At 44.6% G+C, this 17,806-nt stretch carries 19 protein-coding genes, 2 tRNA genes and 1 riboswitch; of the genes, 12 read left to right on the top strand and 9 right to left on the bottom strand.

Annotated elements, in window-relative coordinates; genetic code table 11:
- Window positions 1-46: 46 nt before the first annotated feature.
- A complete protein-coding gene (locus HMPREF0373_RS08200) occupies window positions 47-292 on the top strand; it encodes a hypothetical protein (RefSeq protein WP_021739216.1) in 246 nt (81 codons plus the stop codon).
- Window positions 293-339: 47 nt separating this feature from the next.
- Here the strand turns inward: HMPREF0373_RS08200 and HMPREF0373_RS08195 are convergent, their stop codons facing one another.
- Together HMPREF0373_RS08195 and HMPREF0373_RS08190 are read right to left on the bottom strand one after the other, a co-directional pair.
- Window positions 340-1,077, bottom strand: a complete 738-nt coding sequence (locus tag HMPREF0373_RS08195; RefSeq protein WP_044963479.1) for a YwaF family protein — start codon at window positions 1,075-1,077, stop codon at window positions 340-342.
- 110 nt (window positions 1,078-1,187) lie between these two features.
- Window positions 1,188-2,360 (bottom strand): pyridoxal phosphate-dependent aminotransferase, encoded by a 1,173-nt coding sequence (locus HMPREF0373_RS08190; protein WP_021739214.1) that lies wholly within the window; start codon window positions 2,358-2,360, stop codon window positions 1,188-1,190.
- Window positions 2,361-2,604: 244 nt separating this feature from the next.
- Between HMPREF0373_RS08190 and HMPREF0373_RS08185 the strand changes: the two genes are divergently transcribed.
- The 4 genes from HMPREF0373_RS08185 (at window position 2,605) to HMPREF0373_RS08170 (ending at window position 4,287) form a co-directional block, all read left to right on the top strand.
- Window positions 2,605-3,183 (top strand): prephenate dehydratase, encoded by a 579-nt coding sequence (locus HMPREF0373_RS08185; RefSeq protein WP_167618662.1) that lies wholly within the window; start codon window positions 2,605-2,607, stop codon window positions 3,181-3,183.
- A gap of 167 nt (window positions 3,184-3,350) precedes the next feature.
- Window positions 3,351-3,423, top strand: a tRNA-Val gene (locus tag HMPREF0373_RS08180).
- A gap of 8 nt (window positions 3,424-3,431) precedes the next feature.
- A tRNA-Met gene (locus HMPREF0373_RS08175) sits at window positions 3,432-3,505 on the top strand.
- Window positions 3,506-3,564: 59 nt separating this feature from the next.
- Window positions 3,565-4,287, top strand: coding sequence for an amino acid kinase family protein (locus HMPREF0373_RS08170; RefSeq protein WP_021739211.1), 723 nt, complete (start codon window positions 3,565-3,567; stop codon window positions 4,285-4,287).
- A gap of 236 nt (window positions 4,288-4,523) precedes the next feature.
- On the opposite strand, the gene HMPREF0373_RS08165 is transcribed toward HMPREF0373_RS08170, so the two are convergent.
- Complete coding sequence (locus HMPREF0373_RS08165; protein ID WP_044963478.1) at window positions 4,524-6,092, bottom strand: FUSC family protein; 1,569 nt, start codon at window positions 6,090-6,092, stop codon at window positions 4,524-4,526.
- 229 nt (window positions 6,093-6,321) lie between these two features.
- On the opposite strand from HMPREF0373_RS08165, the gene ispF reads away from it, so the two are divergent.
- From ispF to sigH, 6 genes are all read left to right on the top strand, one after another.
- Window positions 6,322-6,858, top strand: coding sequence for a 2-C-methyl-D-erythritol 2,4-cyclodiphosphate synthase (gene ispF, locus HMPREF0373_RS08160; protein ID WP_044963476.1), 537 nt, complete (start codon window positions 6,322-6,324; stop codon window positions 6,856-6,858).
- A gap of 79 nt (window positions 6,859-6,937) precedes the next feature.
- Window positions 6,938-8,029 (top strand): phosphotransferase enzyme family protein, encoded by a 1,092-nt coding sequence (locus tag HMPREF0373_RS08155; RefSeq protein WP_044963474.1) that lies wholly within the window; start codon window positions 6,938-6,940, stop codon window positions 8,027-8,029.
- 117 nt (window positions 8,030-8,146) lie between these two features.
- Window positions 8,147-9,550, top strand: coding sequence for a cysteine--tRNA ligase (cysS, locus tag HMPREF0373_RS08150; RefSeq protein ID WP_021739207.1), 1,404 nt, complete (start codon window positions 8,147-8,149; stop codon window positions 9,548-9,550).
- Window positions 9,535-10,005 (top strand): Mini-ribonuclease 3, encoded by a 471-nt coding sequence (locus HMPREF0373_RS08145; protein WP_021739206.1) that lies wholly within the window; start codon window positions 9,535-9,537, stop codon window positions 10,003-10,005. Before cysS ends, HMPREF0373_RS08145 begins: the two co-directional genes overlap by 16 nt.
- A 67-nt stretch (window positions 10,006-10,072) precedes the next feature.
- On the top strand, window positions 10,073-10,819 hold the full coding sequence (gene rlmB / locus HMPREF0373_RS08140; protein WP_021739205.1) for a 23S rRNA (guanosine(2251)-2'-O)-methyltransferase RlmB: 747 nt from the start codon (window positions 10,073-10,075) through the stop codon (window positions 10,817-10,819).
- A 20-nt stretch (window positions 10,820-10,839) separates the two neighbouring features.
- Window positions 10,840-11,445, top strand: a complete 606-nt coding sequence (sigH, locus tag HMPREF0373_RS08135) for an RNA polymerase sporulation sigma factor SigH (RefSeq protein ID WP_021739204.1) — start codon at window positions 10,840-10,842, stop codon at window positions 11,443-11,445.
- A gap of 130 nt (window positions 11,446-11,575) precedes the next feature.
- Here the strand turns inward: sigH and HMPREF0373_RS08130 are convergent, their stop codons facing one another.
- On the bottom strand, window positions 11,576-12,565 hold the full coding sequence (locus HMPREF0373_RS08130; RefSeq protein WP_021739203.1) for a dipeptidase: 990 nt from the start codon (window positions 12,563-12,565) through the stop codon (window positions 11,576-11,578).
- A gap of 147 nt (window positions 12,566-12,712) precedes the next feature.
- Between HMPREF0373_RS08130 and HMPREF0373_RS08125 the strand changes: the two genes are divergently transcribed.
- Window positions 12,713-13,675, top strand: coding sequence for a CPBP family intramembrane glutamic endopeptidase (locus HMPREF0373_RS08125; protein ID WP_021739202.1), 963 nt, complete (start codon window positions 12,713-12,715; stop codon window positions 13,673-13,675).
- A 31-nt stretch (window positions 13,676-13,706) separates the two neighbouring features.
- Here the strand turns inward: HMPREF0373_RS08125 and HMPREF0373_RS08120 are convergent, their stop codons facing one another.
- The 5 genes from HMPREF0373_RS08120 to thiS form a co-directional block, all read right to left on the bottom strand.
- Window positions 13,707-14,297 carry a thiamine phosphate synthase gene (locus HMPREF0373_RS08120; RefSeq protein WP_021739201.1) on the bottom strand — a complete coding sequence of 197 codons (591 nt, stop codon included), beginning with the start codon at window positions 14,295-14,297 and terminating at the stop codon, window positions 13,707-13,709.
- Window positions 14,290-15,504, bottom strand: coding sequence for a 2-iminoacetate synthase ThiH (gene thiH / locus HMPREF0373_RS08115; RefSeq protein WP_021739200.1), 1,215 nt, complete (start codon window positions 15,502-15,504; stop codon window positions 14,290-14,292). The genes HMPREF0373_RS08120 and thiH overlap by 8 nt, the downstream gene beginning before the upstream one ends.
- Window positions 15,505-15,516: 12 nt before the next feature.
- Window positions 15,517-16,299 carry a thiazole synthase gene (locus tag HMPREF0373_RS08110; RefSeq protein WP_044963472.1) on the bottom strand — a complete coding sequence of 261 codons (783 nt, stop codon included), beginning with the start codon at window positions 16,297-16,299 and terminating at the stop codon, window positions 15,517-15,519.
- 91 nt (window positions 16,300-16,390) lie between these two features.
- Complete coding sequence (gene thiF / locus HMPREF0373_RS08105) at window positions 16,391-17,044, bottom strand: sulfur carrier protein ThiS adenylyltransferase ThiF (protein ID WP_021739198.1); 654 nt, start codon at window positions 17,042-17,044, stop codon at window positions 16,391-16,393.
- A 5-nt stretch (window positions 17,045-17,049) separates the two neighbouring features.
- Window positions 17,050-17,247 (bottom strand): sulfur carrier protein ThiS, encoded by a 198-nt coding sequence (gene thiS / locus HMPREF0373_RS08100; protein WP_021739197.1) that lies wholly within the window; start codon window positions 17,245-17,247, stop codon window positions 17,050-17,052.
- Between the two features lie 277 nt (window positions 17,248-17,524).
- Window positions 17,525-17,631, bottom strand: a riboswitch (TPP riboswitch).
- Between the last annotated feature and the right edge of the window lie 175 nt (window positions 17,632-17,806).

Below are 17,806 nucleotides of genomic sequence, written 5' to 3'. Positions count from 1 at the left end.
AATATCAAAAGAAAAGAGTTTTTGATGTTAAGAAAGAGGGCATGACATGATGGAAAAGATTTATGCATATTCAAATAAAGCAGGAAGACATACAGTAAATTCAGGTAAATATTTATATCTGTTTTTGCGTACGGTAGTTGTAGCGGCAATTTCACTGGCAGCAGTGATGATCTTGAATCTGTTTGTTACGATTCCGGGAATGACGCATCTGGTATTTTTAATGTTGGTTTGTGGCTGGATTACACTTGTATATGGATTTTTCGGTGGCATCTTAACATTGATGCGCCGATAAAGAATACAGTGGGTACCAAGATGATTTGGGCTATTACGGGTATAGGATCATTGAAATCTGTTGAAAATCTGATATAAAATCAGTATCATCAAAAAGATAAAAATGGCATATCCAAGCAAATAGCCGGGATTTCCAATTTGATCGGCAAGAACTTTCAGTGGCGTATTGGCTGGTGGATAGTTGATAAACATGTAGTTACTGTCAAATTTTTTATTAAAGAGATAAACGGGTGGCACAATGCAACAAAGGAATAGTACCGGCTGCCAGATGTGTTTGGTTCTGGGACGAACGTTTCCGCTGACAAAAAGCAGCCATGGATAAAGGATGATCAGAGCGTGATATATAAAACCGTGGATTGTCATATAATGAAAAGCCGGATATACACTCCACACCGGAAATAAAATTCCTAGAACGGCGCCAGGCATAAAAAGGCACAGTGCAATTTCTGCCAGTGAGTCACAGTGACCGGTGCGCAGAATGCGCATTTGCAAAAACAGGTAAAAAAATGTGGCCAGATCACAGAGATGGAACGGGAGCATTCTTGCATTCATATGTCCGGTGACAGCCAAAATAGCATCCTGCGTAAATGTGCAGCACAAGGCCAGAAGCACAAAAGCGTTTAGCATTTGCAGGCGTTTGTTTTTGGCAAGACGCAGGTATACTTTGCACAGGAGGAAAATACTCATGGCAATGCCTGCAATCCATATAAAATGAACACCGCCAAAAAGTGGAAAACCGGAATTTTCAGGCAGAGCGTCCTGATAAGTGAAAAAATAACCATACATAAAAAGAACCTTCATTCATACAATTGATAAAAGGAAAAACCGTGGAAACGATGTTAATGTACAATCTTTGGTTTTTCCTTATGTATGAAACGAGGTTCTTTTTTTGTAAATTATAAGTCATTGTGAGTGGTCTGATAAGTTTTTAACCGTTCTAACATGGTTCTTAACACATCTTCCGATGCTGCAAAGGAGAAGCGGATGCAGACACAGTCTTCTTCTCCGTAGGCAATTCCCGGAACACCGGCAATTTTTGCTTTATCAAGGAGATCATTGCAGAGTGTTTCACTGTCCATATCGGTATCAAATTTTACCCAGGCATAAAAAGCTCCGGCAGGAGTCAGAAGTTCCACTCCTGGGATCTCGTGGATTCCTTTGACCAGGAGATTCTTGCGCTTTTCGTATGCCTGACGCATCTGTTCTGTTTTTTCCACACAGTCCATGGCAGTCAGTGCACCTCTCTGCAAAAAGCCGCTGGTGCAGCTGATGGAATGCTGGAACAGCTTCAGGACAACCTGATACATCGCAGTATTGCAGGCAAGATAGCCCAGACGCCATCCGGTCATGGCACTGCATTTGGAAAAACCATTGACGATGACAACTCGATCGAAAAATTCCGGAATAGAAGCAAGGCTGATAATCTGCTTCTGATCATATACGATTTTCTCATAAATTTCATCGGATAAAACATAAATGTTCGGATGCTTGCGCAAAAAGACGGTCAATGCCTGAATATCTGCTTCTGTCAGAATCTGTCCGGTGGGGTTGTTCGGATAATTGATGATCAGAAGTTTGGTTTTATCCGATACGGCAGCCTCCAGCGCTTCTGCTGTAATGCGGTAGTTTTCTTCATATTTTAAATGGACCGCCACAGGAATACCACCACTGGCTTCTACGATGGACGGGTAAGAAACCCAGCCGGGTGTGAGCCAGATCGCTTCATCTCCTGGATTGATCAGTGCACGGATGGTCAGGTACACAGCATATTTTGCCCCCGGTGTGATCAAAATATTCTCCGGCTGAAAAGGAGCATGATTTTCCTCCTGTAATTTACGGGCAATGCGGGCACGCAGCTGTGCATCTCCGCGACTGTCGGAGTAGTGTGTATGTCCGGCAGCAAGTTCCGCCACAACAGTATCACAGATGGCTTTCGGTGTTGGAAAATCCGGTTCACCGCCGGTCAGATTTAATATTTCAGGATCAATTTTCTGTAATTCTTTTGTTTTTGTCAGCAAAGTAACGGATTTTGATGGTTCCACGTTGCTGATCTGTCTGTTAAATTCCATAATTCATTCCTCCAAAATGCGGGAAAATTTGCCAGTTTAGCTTTTTAATGTGTAAAAGCACACTTTCCTGTATTTTACCTCAATTCCAGGTTAATAACAATCGGAAAGATGAGAATTATCTGGATTTTTTTACAGAAAACGCTATAATAAATACATATGGGCTTATAAAAGTGTAGTTTATGTAATAATAATGGAGAATGTTCTGCAAAACAGAAACTTTTATAAGTTATGAGAGAAAATGGAAATGAGGATTGTAAAAATGGATAAGATTGGTTATATGGGAATTCCGGGAAGCTTTTCAGAAGTAGCAGCAAATGAACTGTTGGCACAGGCAGGCATGACAGAGACAGAACTTGTGCCTCTGGTATGTGCAAAAAATATTCTGGAAGCAATGCAGAAGGGTGAGGTTCAATATGGTGTACTGGGTGTGGAGAATTCTACAGCCGGTCCGGTGGGAGAGTTTGTACATACTTTTGAAAATATTTCTTATGAAAAACTTGCTGTGTATGTGCTGCCGATCCATCATTGTCTGTTTAAAAAGCCGGGAGTGGATGCGGCAGCTTTGCAGGAAGTGGCTTCTCATCCGCAGGCTCTGCGTCAGACGATCAATACCCGTAAGGAAAAGTTTCCTGATTTGAAAGAACTTGAGATTGAAGATACTGCTATTGGAGCAGAGTGGCTGGCAAAAGGAATATTGCCGGAAACAACGGCTGCCATTTGCAGCGCACGTGCAGGGAAACTGTGGGATCTGGAGATGATTGCAGAAAATATCGAGGACAGTTCCGAGAACCGCACGACTTTTTGGCTGCTGAAACTTGCGTAGCAGATCATCAGGATGAAATGTGTAAATTGCGTGAAAAAAACATAAATTACAAATAAAATGTCTAACTTTGAAAAAAGTAAAAAAACTTGTTGACTTTCGGCTTGTTATGGGTGTATACTAACGAAGTCGACAGGGCGAACAGATAAAGGTTCACCGGTCAACAAAATGGGATCTTAGCTCAGCTGGGAGAGCATCTGCCTTACAAGCAGAGGGTCACAGGTTCGAGCCCTGTAGGTCCCATTTAATATGGCGAGATAGCTCAGTTGGCTAGAGCATGCGGTTCATACCCGCAGTGTCGAGGGTTCGAATCCCCCTCTCGCTATTAGAAGCCTGTAAGAGTTTTCTTGCAGGCTTTTTGTTTAAAGCAGACGAGGTATAATTATGGATCGTTATTTGGAAAACATTGAACATAAAGCGGCAGTACTTTGTGATGCACTGCCGTATATCAGAGATTTTGTAAACAAGATCATTGTCGTAGAATATGATTGCGGAGAGTGGCTTTCCGGTGTGGAAGAAAAGAAACTGATGAAGGACATTGTTCTGCTGAAGAGTATTGGTGTCATTCCGATCGTGGTACACCGGACGCCGATGGGCGTGGATAAATTTCGTGAGAACAAGCGAATCGCAAAGATGCTGGAACTTTGTGGTACCAAGGCATTGGGAATCTGTGGTGTAGATGTGGAGACTCTTCATATGACCATTTCAAATGATTATATACCGGTCATCGTGCCGAATGATATCGACAATGAGATGGAATATATTGATCCAAAAGATACGGCATTGGAAATTGCGGTAAAGATGCAGGCAGACAAGCTGATCTATCTGTCCCGTTATCCGGGGATTTATACAGATGAGACTCGTAGTGATGTATATCCGCGCATTACATCTGAGGAAGTGGAAGAATTGAAGAAAACACGTCATTTTCCAGAAGATTTCATGGATTATCTGAATCATTGCATGGATGCGGTACATCAGGGAGTAAACAGAGCACATATCCTGGATGGAAGGATTGAACATGTACTTCCGATCGAGTTCTTTAGTATTGACGGTGCAGGAACAGTCGTCATCCGGGATGAGCGGACCTTATACCAGCACGAATTATAAAACCTGAGGGGAGCTGGAGAATTTTCAGGCAGGTATCATAAAAACCGGAGTATTTTTTTCAATCAGCGATTGCTGGCTGAGAAAAATACTCCGGTTTTCTCTTTTTGAACGCAGAATAAGCATTCCCCCGCTTCAAGTGTGTAGAGCACTAAGCGGTGGGGAATGCTTATTCTGCGTTCATGAGCAAGTAGCGAAAGCGGATTGCGAATGTCCGCTTTGCTCGGATCTATCAGAAACTATGCCATATATTGTGCCAGATAGGAAGCCAGAAATTCCATATGCTGTTTCCTTGCATCCTCAAAGTCGGAATATTTCTGCATTTCCGGCAGAGACGCCTGCAAATCTTCCGCGCGTGTAGAGAGCAAATAGGATTTTATGATCAGCTGATCGATCTGGTGACGTCTGGAATTATCCCCGGGTGTGGTGTGGATACCGATTTCTGCCAGTTGTTCCCGCAGAGTGCGGAGCAGTTCAAAGAGATATTGCATCTGTTTCTGGAGCCGAACCGGGAAAATATACCGGTTGGAGAGCAGAGCAATCCCGCCGCCAAGTAATGTGTAGATCAGCCGTTGTGTCAATACGACAGGTATATTGCTGTCGATGGACTGCAGTGCGAGGGCAGAACATGTAATGAAAGCAACTGTGGGACCATATCCGTCCGCCGCATAGATTAAAAAGTTCGCTGCTGTCATAATTACAACTCTGGAAGTGAAATCCGGGAAGATTGTAAAAAGGATGAAGCTAAGGACAATGCCTGCCATCGTTCCAAATACTCGTTGTCGTACCCGTTGCATGGTATATTCCGTAAATGGTATCATCATAAAAAATACGGAGATGACCAGCCAGTAGATATTGTTTGTCTGCCACAGGTAGGCAAGTACCAGACAGGGAGTCAGTACAATGACCTGACGCAGTGCAAATCGAAACCGCAGATTACGGATATCAGGTTTGCGGATGCGGAAATTCAGCCGCCGGTAATCGGTGGCAGGTTCAATTTCCTGGAACTGCGCATAAAATTTTTCATAAATACCCCGTGCCGTCTGTTGGTTGTTATCCTCCTGTGCGTGATCCGTCAGATAGTTTATAATCTGGAATACAAGGACAAAGCGGCAGTACCAGTTGGTTTTCCCTTTTAAACGCAGGGTAGCACGGTTGGCAGAATAAATTTCGCGGCTGATGTGCTGATTGATCGTGCAGAGCTTTTTGTGAAGTTCCGGAACCTGTTCGGATGTTTCGTTTTGAGCAGAATGGGAATCTGCAGTTATGCATCCGGTCTGTGTCAGGAGTTCCTTACATACATCAAATCCATCAGAAATCAGTGCCTTTAACCGGTTTTGTACGGTTGTATTCAAAGAAAGAAACCAGGCAAATAAAAATACGATGCCAAAACTTGCCAGAAGAGCCAACAGACGGTTTCCAAGGTCAGATACTGTATGCACCGGTGCAATCTGGAAAAAAATCAGTGCCATTCCTGCCGGAAAATAATTGTTTGGATTGTATTCATCAATGAGCAGACAGGCGATCCAGAACAGTGCAATGGCATTGACAATGATGCACAGTGGCAGATTCAGTACAGCCAGAAAGGAAAGTACAGCCATGATCATATACACGGAAAAATTCCGGATCAGACATTCGTAGTGGTTGCACATATTCCTGCAGCGCAGGAAAGACAGCGTGGCAAATGGTCCGATCATGGTGTTTTCCATGCCGAAAAAGAAATATGTAATAAAAAATATCAGGGTGGCAACAATGGTCGGAGCGACAGCACCCTGCAGCATTTTTTTCTGTTTATCTGATAATTTCAAAAAATCACCTCTGAATATACGATTATTATGGTTCACGCGCATCATTCCTTATTATGCAGGCATGCTTGAATGTACATGAGGAATGAACTGTAACCTTGAAATTTATATTAATTTATATTAACAAAGAAAAAAACGGGAAGTCAATGGAAATTTTTCGGGAAGTGTGATAAACTAAATACCAAATAGGCTCTTGGGGCAAATAGAAGAGAAAAGAGGTGCAGATACAGTTATGAGAATCGGAATGGGTTATGATGTGCATAAACTGACGGAAGATCGCAAGCTGATCCTTGGAGGTGTGGAGATACCACATACGTTGGGACTTCTTGGACACTCAGATGCGGATGTGCTTCTGCATGCAGTCATGGATGCGCTGCTGGGCGCAGCGGCTTTGGGAGATATCGGCAAGCATTTTCCGGATACGGATGAAAAATATCGTGGCATTTCCAGTCTGAAGCTGCTCGAGCATGTGGGAAATCTGTTGGAGCAGGAGCATTATATTATCGAAAATATCGATGCAACGGTAATCGCTCAGAAACCGAAACTTCGTCCTTATATTGAAGAGATGGAGCAGAATATTGCGGATACCCTTCATCTTGCAAAAAATCAGGTGAATGTTAAGGCTACCACGGAAGAGCATCTGGGATTTACCGGACGGGAAGAAGGTATTTCCGCAAATGCAGTCTGCATGTTGTCAACGATTTATGAAAACAGTGTGGCTGTGGGTGACAGTGAAGGTGGATGCCCGGGCTGTGCGGGATGTCATTGAGGATGATAAATCTGACCTTTACATGTCTGGCAGAAGAAGCACTTTGTTAAAAAATTGGTCTGACCATGGAGGTAGAAAGATGTTAAAGTTTGAAGAAATTATCAGTAAATTTCAGATTGAAGGAGAGATCACGGATGTGAAACCTCTGGGTCATGGAACCGTGAACCACACATATGAGATTGTCTGCGGCGGAGAGCATTATGTCCTTCAGGAGATGAACCATATCGTGTTCAAATATCCTACAGAGGTGATGAATAATCTGTTCCTTGTCACAGAATACCTGCATGAGGTAATCGAGCAGGAAGGACGGGATCCGCAGCTGGAAGGACTGACATTTATCCGGACGAAGGCAGGCAATCAGCTTCTGCAGACGGAAAACGGCAGTTATTTCCGTTTATACCGGATGATCTGCTGTGGTGAGGAAATGGAAAAACCGACGACACCGGAGCAGGCATATGAGGCTGCCAATGCGGTCGGCGTGTTTCATCGGAGACTGCGTGATTTTGACAGCAGTCAGCTCGGAGTTACGGTGCCGAAGCTGCATGATATGAAGAATGCGATGCGTCAGCTGCTGGATGCAGTCCGTGCGGATATTTGCTTTCGTACTTCAGACTGTCAGGAGCAGATTCAGTTTGTGCTGGATCGTTCCAAAAAGCTGAATGAGATTCAGGAAGCTATTGAGTCAAAGCAGATTCCAAAACGTGTCACACACAATGATACACGATACAGTAATGTGCTGATCGACAGTGATAGTAAGAAAGCAATTTGCCTGATCGATCTGGATACTGTGATGCCGGGAGCATCCATACTGGATTTCGGAGATGCGGTGCGCGCCGGTGCAGCGACATTTACGGAAGATGAAAAATTTGGCAATATTGAGCTTGATATGGAACTTTTTCGGGGCTATGTGCAGGGCTACTGTCATGAGATGGGACGGATCCTGACAGCAAAAGAAAAAGAATTGATGGTGTATGCGGTATGGCTGATGACTATGGAAAGTGGTATTCATTTTCTGACGGATTATCTTAGCGGTGACCGGAATATGACCAATTTTTCCGATGAACGCCAGAACCTGTACCGTGCCGTGAATCAGTTTTTCCTGGTGCTGGATATTGAAGAAAAGAAAGAGCAGATGGACGAAATCGTGGCAGCTGTTCTGATGAAGAAATAAGGAAATCGTCTGTGGGTTACAGGCAATTGAAAATAATTTTTAAATAAGTGCACGGGAGGTGCGCATATTTAAGAAACAGAATTGAGAAAGGAGAGCGGGGTGACCTGCTTAAATGGAATGAAACTTTACAATACACTGACAAAACAGAAAGAAGAATTTGTACCTTTACATGAAGGAAAAGTAAGTATGTATGTATGCGGACCTACCGTATATAACTTTATCCATATTGGAAATGCCCGTCCGATGATTGTATTTGACACTGTGCGCAGATATATGGAATACAAAGGATACGAAGTAAATTATGTGTCTAACTTTACGGATGTGGATGACAAGATCATCAAAAAAGCCATGGAAGAGGGCCGTACAGCCGAGGAGGTGTCCCAACAGTACATCGAAGAGTGCAAAAAAGATATGCACGATATGAATGTAAAACCGGCAACCACACATCCGTTGGCTACGCAGGAAATCCAGGGTATGCTGGATATGATCAGTACATTGATTGAGAAAGGATATGCATATGCGGCAGCGGATGGAACCGTATATTACCGTACCAGAAAGTTCAAAGATTACGGAAAACTTTCCCATAAGAACATAGATGATCTGGAAGCAGGACACAGAAGTATCAAAGTGACCGGTGATCTGAAAGAAGATCCGCTGGATTTTGTGCTCTGGAAACCGAAAAAAGACGGTGAACCGTACTGGGAGTCTCCGTGGTGCCAGGGTCGTCCGGGCTGGCATATTGAGTGTTCTGTCATGTCAAAAAAATATCTGGGTGATGAGATTGACATTCATGCAGGCGGCGAGGATCTGATTTTCCCGCATCATGAAAACGAGATCGCACAGAGTGAGGCAGCCAACGGTGTACCGTTTGCGAAATACTGGCTGCACAATGCATTTTTGAATATTGATAACAAGAAAATGTCCAAATCTCTCGGCAACTTCTTTACGGTAAGAGAAATCGGTGAGAAATATGACCTTCAGGTATTGCGTTTCTTTATGCTTTCCGCTCATTACAGAAGTCCGTTAAATTTCAGCGCAGATCTGATGGAAGCAGCAAAGAGCGGCCTGGAGCGCATTGTGACAGCGGCAGAGAACCTGCAGAGATTGTCCGGAAGCACAGCCGGTGAACTGTCAGAAGCAGAGAAAGATCTGCTGAATCAGTCTCATGCTTATCAGGAAAAATTTGAGGCTGCCATGGATGACGATTTCAACACAGCGGATGCAGTATCTGCAGTATTTGAGTATGTTAAATTCTGCAATACTAATGTTTCCGGCGAGAACAGCAAGGCATACATTGATGCATTATATGCCAAATTAAAAGAACTGTGCGATGTGCTGGGAATCATTGTGGAGAAAGAAGCAGAGATTCTGGACGCAGATATTGAGAAACTTATTAAAGAACGTCAGGATGCAAGAAAAGAGAAAAACTTTGCCCGTGCGGACGAAATCCGTGATGAACTGGCTGCAATGGGAATTATTCTGAAGGATACAAGAGAAGGAGTTACATGGAAAAGAGCGTAGATACTGCAGCATTGCCAATTTTCAGTGCAATCCGTGAAACATTTGATATTCGAAAAGGAGATATCCGGACATACTCGCCGCTGACACTGGCTTATATCGGAGACGGTATTTATGATCTGGTCATCCGTTCCATGATTGTTGCACAGGGTAATACGAAAGCCAGCCAACTTCACAATCATACAAGCCATCTGGTGAAGGCACATTCCCAGTCCGCCATGATGGAATATCTGCTTCCGGTGCTGTCCGAAGAGGAAGAAGCGGTCTACAAGCGTGGCCGGAATGCGAAGTCTCCAACTATGGCGAAAAATGCAAGTATGAGTGATTACCGACGGGCTACAGGATTTGAGGCTCTGATGGGATATCTGTATCTGGCGGATCGGTTTGACCGGATTCTGGAACTGACCGTTCTGGGACTGGACGGTTTGGGTAAAGAAGAAAAAACACACCGTTCATGATCTGTACAGGTCAAAAGAAGCGTCTGAGTGCTTAAATAAAAAATAAGAAATAACCAGGAGAACATACATGAGATATGAAGAATTAACCATCGAGGGCAGAAATGCGGTTCTGGAAGCATTTCGTTCCGGCAAGACGATTGACAAGGTATTTGTGCTGGAGGGCTGTCAGGATGGCCCGATCAAAACAATTTTGCGGGAGGCAAAGAAACATGGTACCATGGTAAAATTTGTTTCCAAAGACCGTCTTGATAATATGTCTGAAACAAAGAAACATCAGGGGGTTATCGCTTATGCGGCAGCATACAATTATGCAACTGTGGAGGATATTCTGGCAAAAGCTGAGGAAAACGGAGAGCCGCCATTTATCTTTCTGTTAGATGGAATTGAAGATCCGCATAATCTGGGAGCTATCATCCGTACTGCTAACCTGGCGGGGGCACACGGTGTCATCATTCCGAAAAACCGTGCCGTTGGTTTGACTGCTACGGTGGCAAAAACTTCCGCGGGAGCCTTAAACTATACACCGGTGGCGAAAGTGACAAATCTGAGTGCCACCATGAAGGAATTGAAAAAACAGGGGCTGTGGTTTGTATGTGCAGATATGGACGGTGAAGTGATGTACCGTCAGAATCTAACCGGACCGATCGGTCTGGTCATCGGAAACGAAGGTGATGGTGTCAGTAAGTTAGTAAGAGAAAACTGTGATTTTACGGCATCCATTCCGATGAAAGGGGATATTGATTCCCTGAACGCTTCTGTGGCAGCAGGAGTTCTGGCTTATGAGATCGTGCGCCAGCGCCTGCAGAAAAAATAACAAGAACGGAATCATAAGATATGAAAAGACAGTATGATGCCTTTACGGACGAAGAACTGATTGAACAACTGCGGGACGGAGATTCCGCTGTGATGGATTTTCTGATGGAAAAATATAAATACCTCGTCCGTAAAAAGGCAAATGCTGTCTTTTTACTTGGCGGGGATACTGATGATCTGGTGCAGGAAGGAATGATCGGCCTGTTTAAAGCAGTGCGGGATTTTGACAGCAAAAAAAGCAGTTTTTTTCATTTTGCAGAACTGTGCATCAGCAGGCAGATTTATCATGCAATTGAAGCTGCAGGGCGAAAGAAGCATGTTCCTCTGAATGCATATGTATCGCTGTCCGGGTCCGATATGGATTCGGAAACAGTACCTCTGGAGGACAGTCTGAACAGTCCTCAGGATAATCCGGAACAGATGCTCATTGATCAGGAAACGGTGGCTGCATTTCTTCAGGACATTCATGAAACATTGAGCCCTATGGAAAATAAGGTACTGGATGCATATCTGGATGGATGGAATTACCGGCAGATTGCCCGGAAGATGGGAAAGACGGAGAAATCCATTGATAATGCACTGCAACGGATCAAGACGAAAATCCTGAAGCTCAGATGCCATAAGTAAAAGTGAACGGATCCCGCTTCCTTTTAACGCAGAATAAGCATTCCCCCGCGTAAAGTGCGTAGAGAACGAAATGGTGGGAGGATGCTTATTCTGACCAAAATCACGCACCAGGTCTTAGGTGCGTTTGAAATTATAGCAGTTCACGATAGACACGTAAGGTGTTTTTATAACAGATTTTTTCAATCTGAGTCGGCGTCAGGCCGGCTTTTTTCATTGTGTGGACCAGTTTTGGCATAACACTGCAGTCGGACAGATCGTGATAGCGTGTAATGCCATCAAAGTCAGAACCAAGCGCAACAAAATCTTCTCCGCCAAGATTTATCAGGTATTTCATATGTACCACAGCCTGATCCAGATAGTTCTGGGAGACATCCGGTTTTCCGAGAAATTCTTTGCAGAAATTAATACCGGTGATTCCGCCGCGTTCTGCCAGCCGGCGAACCATGTCATCTGTAAGATTTCTTACTGCAGGGCAGACACTGCGGGCATTGGAATGGCTTGCCACGAAAGGTTTTGTGGTGTGCTCCAGCACATCATAAAAACCGGCATCAGAAAGGTGAGAGACATCAATGATCATGCCAAGACGTTCCATTTCTTCCAGAAAGACAATCCCCTGTTCTTTCAGACCTTTGTTCTGGCTCAGGCAGTATCTGTCGGAAGAAGCAGATGCTTTCTTATCCAGTCTGACATTTGGAAAACCGAGAGAGTTTTCATAGTTCCAGGTGAGTGTCATCATACGCATGCCGAGTTTGTATAAGAAATAAAGAAAATCCGGATTCCCCATTGTAATCTCGCCTTCTTCGCCGGTGAGTAGAGCAGACATGACACCATCTGCCTGGTTTTGCTCGATGTCAGCGTAAGAACGGACCGGACGGATCAGATCAGCATGTTTTTCCATTTCAGATTCAAAGAGCAGAATCATTTCCAGCGCTTCCGGTAGCGGTGAGTCGGTTTCACCGAGATTTACAAAGATGGCGAAGTTCTGGAGCAGATAGTCCCCCGCCTGCATTTTAGACAATGAAATCTGAGTATCAGAGTTCTCAAAATCAAAGTTTTTGCCCTGACGTTTTGCAGAAAGCAGGGCAGACAACGTATCACAGTGCATATCAACAATTTTCATAGTAAATGTCCCCTTTTTTGTTTGTGTATCCTTATAATTTTTTGATGAAAGAGTTTGCGGATATATTATTTTTGAAATGACTATATATATTATACCTCAAATGGTGTAAAATGGAACACAGGATGAAGAAATGGAGAAGATAAATTTATGGATGACAAAAGATTTTTTTCAAGGGTAGGGTTCAGCTATTTTATGATGGTAGTTCTGACGGTTGCTGTTCAGTTTCTGTTGTCACTGCTGTTGTCTCTGATTGCGCCGCAGGCAGCCGGTATTCCGGTTACAAGCTGGCTGCTGGCTATGGTACCGCTGTATCTGGTGGCAATCCCGGTATGTGCAAAGATGATGCAGGCGCTGCCGAACATGCAGCTTTACCGGAATGAGATGCGGCCGGGACAGTGGATCCGGACATTGTGTATCTGTATTTTTGTGATGTATGTGGGAAATATCATTGGAAATGCAGTGAGTGCACTTATTGCACAGGGGACCGGACTGGATCTGTCCTTTGAACTGGAAGAACTGCTGTCTCAGGGAAGCCCGTGGTTTACCTTACTTTTTTCTGTTGTTCTGGCACCGGTGATGGAAGAACTGATTTTTCGTAAGGTACTGATAGACCGTACCATTGTATATGGAGATAAAGCAGCAGTTGTGTTATCCGGTCTGCTTTTTGGTGTGTTTCACGGGAATTTTCATCAGTTTTTCTATGCTTTCGGACTGGGATGCATATTTGCTTATGTATATATCCGCACCGGAAAGCTGAAATATACGATTTCGTTGCATATGACAGTGAATATGCTGGGTGGTTTTCTGTCTTCCTTGTTGTTGCAACAGCTGAATTACAGTGCCTGGGATACTTCAGATCCGTATGCTTATATCGATATGATGTTCAATCATGCGGGGGCTGTTCTGGGACTGGTTATACTGGAAATCAGTATGATCATCATGGGCATTGCCGGATTGATTTTCTTTGCCGTGTCTGTGAAAAAACTGGAATGGCGTTCCGGTGAGTACGAAAGGCCATTCCATGAGATGGCGGGAGCCATGTTTGGCAATCCGGGCATGATTTTGTTTCTTCTGTCCGGCGTGTGCCTGTTTGTGCTGGATATGCTGTAAAGCAGACGATGATTCAAGTCGAACGGTCTGATTACAGCTCCATCATGCCGGACATGATGCAACCGCCGGTGGCACCTGCCGATTGCAGTTCCTGCCATTGAACCGGATCAAATTTAATACCACCGATGCCGTAGACCGGCACGGATACAGACTTGCACACTTCCTGCAGAAAATGCAGACCACGGGGTGCAAGTCCTTTTTTACAGTCTGTCACATAAATGTGTCCTGCAGTGAGATAGGTAACACCCAAATGTTCTGCTTCCCGGGCTTCTGCCACGGAATGGACGGAAGTACCAAGAACCGTGAAGGAAGTAAACTCCGGAGAAGACAAAATCCCTTTTTCGGAGAGCCTCCGCAGCAGAGGAAGGGGCAGATGGATGGATGTGCAGCCAAGTGCAATCGCTTCCTTCCAGAACGTATGGAGAATACAAGGAACATCATATTTGTGACAGATGTCCAACACCTGTGCAGCAAGTGCCAGATAACTCTCTGCCTCCAGATCTTTTTCCCGCAGAATCAGACCTTTTGGATGAGTCTGGCAGATGCGGGCAATCTGTTCCGGATATGGATGTACGGACAGATGCCGGTTTGTCACAGCCAGAAGAGATATTGTATTACACATAGATATAGTCACTCATAACCGGCTGCAGATGATGTTCAAGTAAAGCCTGGTAGATTTCATCCACAGAGCGGCCGTCTGCAATTTCAAACTGATCGTCGCCCTTATCCTCGATATCTTCCACATGGCTGCCGATACCAGTGCTGACACCGGCTGAAATCTTGGTGGCTGCGATATCTACCAGGTGATCCCGGACACGCTCGCACTCCCGGGTGGAGACGGTAATGCTGGCATAAGGCATGAACAGCCGGTAAGCACAGACGACCTGCAATAACTGCCGTTCATGGACATCCATAGGATTGATGCGGTCATTGTTGATGATCGGACGCAACCGTGGACAGGAAAAAGCAATCTCAGCATGCGGATATTTCCGCTGCAGCAGATAAGCATGGTAACCGGTGGCAAATGCGTCTTTGCGAAAATCGTCCAGTCCAAGCAGTGCGGCAAATCCGACTCCGCGCATGCCGCCCATCAGAGCGCGCTCCTGGGCATTGATACGATATGGGAAAATACGTTTATGACCGGCCAGATGCAGCGTTTCGTATTTGTCAGAATTATAAGTTTCCTGAAAAACGGTGACATAATCTGCGCCGCAGGCATGCAGATAGGCATACTGATCAGAATTTACCGGATAGATTTCGAGACCGATGACACGGAAATATTTTTTTGCAATCTTGCATGCTTCACCTATATATTCCACGGTGGACATGGTCGGACTTTCTCCGGTAAGAATCAGAATTTCCTGCAGACCGGTGGCGGCGATGGCGGCCATTTCTTTGTCAATCTCTTCCGGTGTCAGGCGGGCACGGTGGATCTTATTGTGACAGTTGAAACCGCAGTAAATGCAGTAATTTTCACAGTAGTTGGCAATATAGATCGGTGTGAACATATAGACACTGTTGCCAAAATGTGCCTTTGTCTCCTTTCGGGCAGCCTGGGCGATTTCTTCCAGAAACGGCAGTGCAGCAGGAGAGAGCAGTGCCTGAAAATCCTGCGGTGTGCGCTCTGTATGCGCCAGAGCACGTTTTACATCCGCTGCAGTAAACTGCTGATAGTCGTAGCTGTTCATGGCATCGATCACCTGATCCATGATATCGGAGCCGATGTTCTGCATATCTGGCAGATAAGTCATGTGATCAATACGGTTTTTCTTCTGATCTTCTAAAATCTCTTCACTTAAAATGCTTTCATTGATATGTTTATTTTCCATAGGTTGCGCCTCCTAGTCCTGTAAAAATCCGGTCAGTGGGGAAGAAGCACTGGCACCGTGTTCAATGGTGCGTCCAAGTCCGGACAGATATGCACTTCGTCCTGCTTCAATGGCTTTTTTGAAAGCTTCAGCCATCAGCGGCACATTGCCGGCAGTGGCCACAGCAGTATTTGCCATAACGGCGGCAGCACCCATTTCCATGGCATCACAGGCCTGAGACGGGCGTCCGATGCCGGCGTCTACAATGATTGGAAGATCAATTTCATCAATGAGGATCTGAATAAAGTCACGGGTGCTAAGACCTTTGTTGGAACCAATCGGGGAGCCGAGGGGCATGATGCATGCTGCTCCGGCATCTGCCAGTGCACGGGCAGCATTCAGGTCCGGGTACATGTATGGCATGACAACAAAGCCTTCTTTTGCAAGGATTTCTGTAGCTTTGATGGTTTCATAATTATCCGGCAGCAGGTATTTGGAGTCGTGAACAACTTCGATCTTTACAAAATCACCACAGCCGAGTTCCCGGGAGAGACGGGCAATACGCACAGCTTCTTTGGCGTTTCTGGCACCGGAAGTATTTGGCAGCAGTGTGACATTGTCCGGAATATAATCCAGAATATTTGCAAGTCCGCCTTCATTGGCCCGGCGCAGAGCCAGAGTGATGATCTGTGCCCCTGCTTTTTCTACACAGGCTTTTACCAGATCCAGAGAAAATTTTCCGGAACCGAGAATAAAGCGAGAGGTGAATTCATGTCCTCCAAGTATAAATTTATCTTCGATTGTATTTGTATTCATGATTACGATACCTTTCTTTTTACTAAATGTTTGCGTTATTATCACGGTGACAAATCGTTATGGTCTTAGAAGCAGTTTTGGCACGAGGTGGCTATACATCTTCTTTTCCCAGAAGTAACCGGGTGATCATATTTGCCTCATGGGCCGCACAGATGGCCACTCGTGGTGCCATCAACCCATTGCCATAGGATGGCTCAGATACAGCGTCGCCACACAGGTAAAAATTTTTCATCACCCGACGTGTGGTAATGGTGTTACTGCTGTCAGCACCTGTCATTCCAGTGGCGGACACCAGCTTTTTTTCCGGAAAATATTCCAGAATACCGTTGACAAGCATAGCTTTTGCTACGGGATCGTCGAAGGCTTCACAGACGATGGGGGCATCGGCAAAAAGTTCCCGGAGATTTTCTCTGGTTACCCGGATGCAGTCTGTGCGGATATCCAGATATGGATTGATCTGTTCCAGCAATGATTTCAGAGCATCTGTTTTATACATACCGAGTTGTCCGATGAAATATTGCTGGCGATTCAGATTCGTAATGTCCACCACATCAAAATCAATGAGATGAAGATGTCCGACACCGATGCGGGCCAGTGCACAGGCAACATTGGAACCAAGTCCCCCAAGCCCTGCAATGGCTACATGTCCCTCGGATAGCAGGCGCTGTTTTTCCGGGGAATGGCGTCTGTTCAGTGCATCCATGATCTGCGTTTGTGTCAGCATATTGGTTGGATTCTTATTCATAAATATCAGCCTCCTCCTACAAATGTGACGATTTCCATGCAGTCGCCATCTTTCAGTATGGTTTCAGCATAGCGGTCTTTTGGTAGAATTTCTTCATTTAGTTCCACAACGATGCGGTCTGTCTTGTAGCTGCAGGCTTCCAGATAGGCAGAAACACTGGTGTTGTCTGCAAGAACGACCTCTTTTCCGTTGATTGTGACCATCGTATAAATCCTCCTTCCCAGATGAAAAAAGAGTTCACGAAAGTAATACACCCGTGGTGGTGCACCCCTTCATGAACTCTTTGTTCACTCTCAATTATAACAGTATTTTATTATGTTCCTGATTAGATGATGTTAGATAATGGAAATCATACCATGGAAGAATATGTAGTGATACATATCTTACAGGTAAGAACGTGTGCATCATATACTACGTATTTGGAGTTTCTGCGTGATTTTCCATTAAAAAAAGAGATACGCGGTAATGTATCTCTCAGTCCATTCGTTCCTTATACATCCCTACGTTGGCATTATCCAAATCAGGTTTGTGGGTCGAAGTTCTTAACTTCCTCTCAGCCTAGTACATAAGCTCCCCATATGTGATTACAAGGCAGAGTATAAAAACAATCATTGGAAATGTCAAGTGTTTTTTGCGAATTTCTTTTAGTAGAGGTCGAAAAGGTGCAAAAAAGGATAATTGTTTTAAAAGTCTGACAATTTACGATTATTTAGAAAAAAGACACATGGAAAAGGTGTTGACAGAAGAGGGAAAATATTGTAT

It is taken from the genome of Eubacterium ramulus ATCC 29099 (assembly GCF_000469345.1).
Classification (GTDB): Bacteria; Bacillota; Clostridia; order Lachnospirales; family Lachnospiraceae; genus Eubacterium_I; species Eubacterium_I ramulus.
The sequence above is the reverse complement of the archived record's forward strand: the minus strand, read 5'-3'. Positions and strand labels throughout refer to the sequence as shown.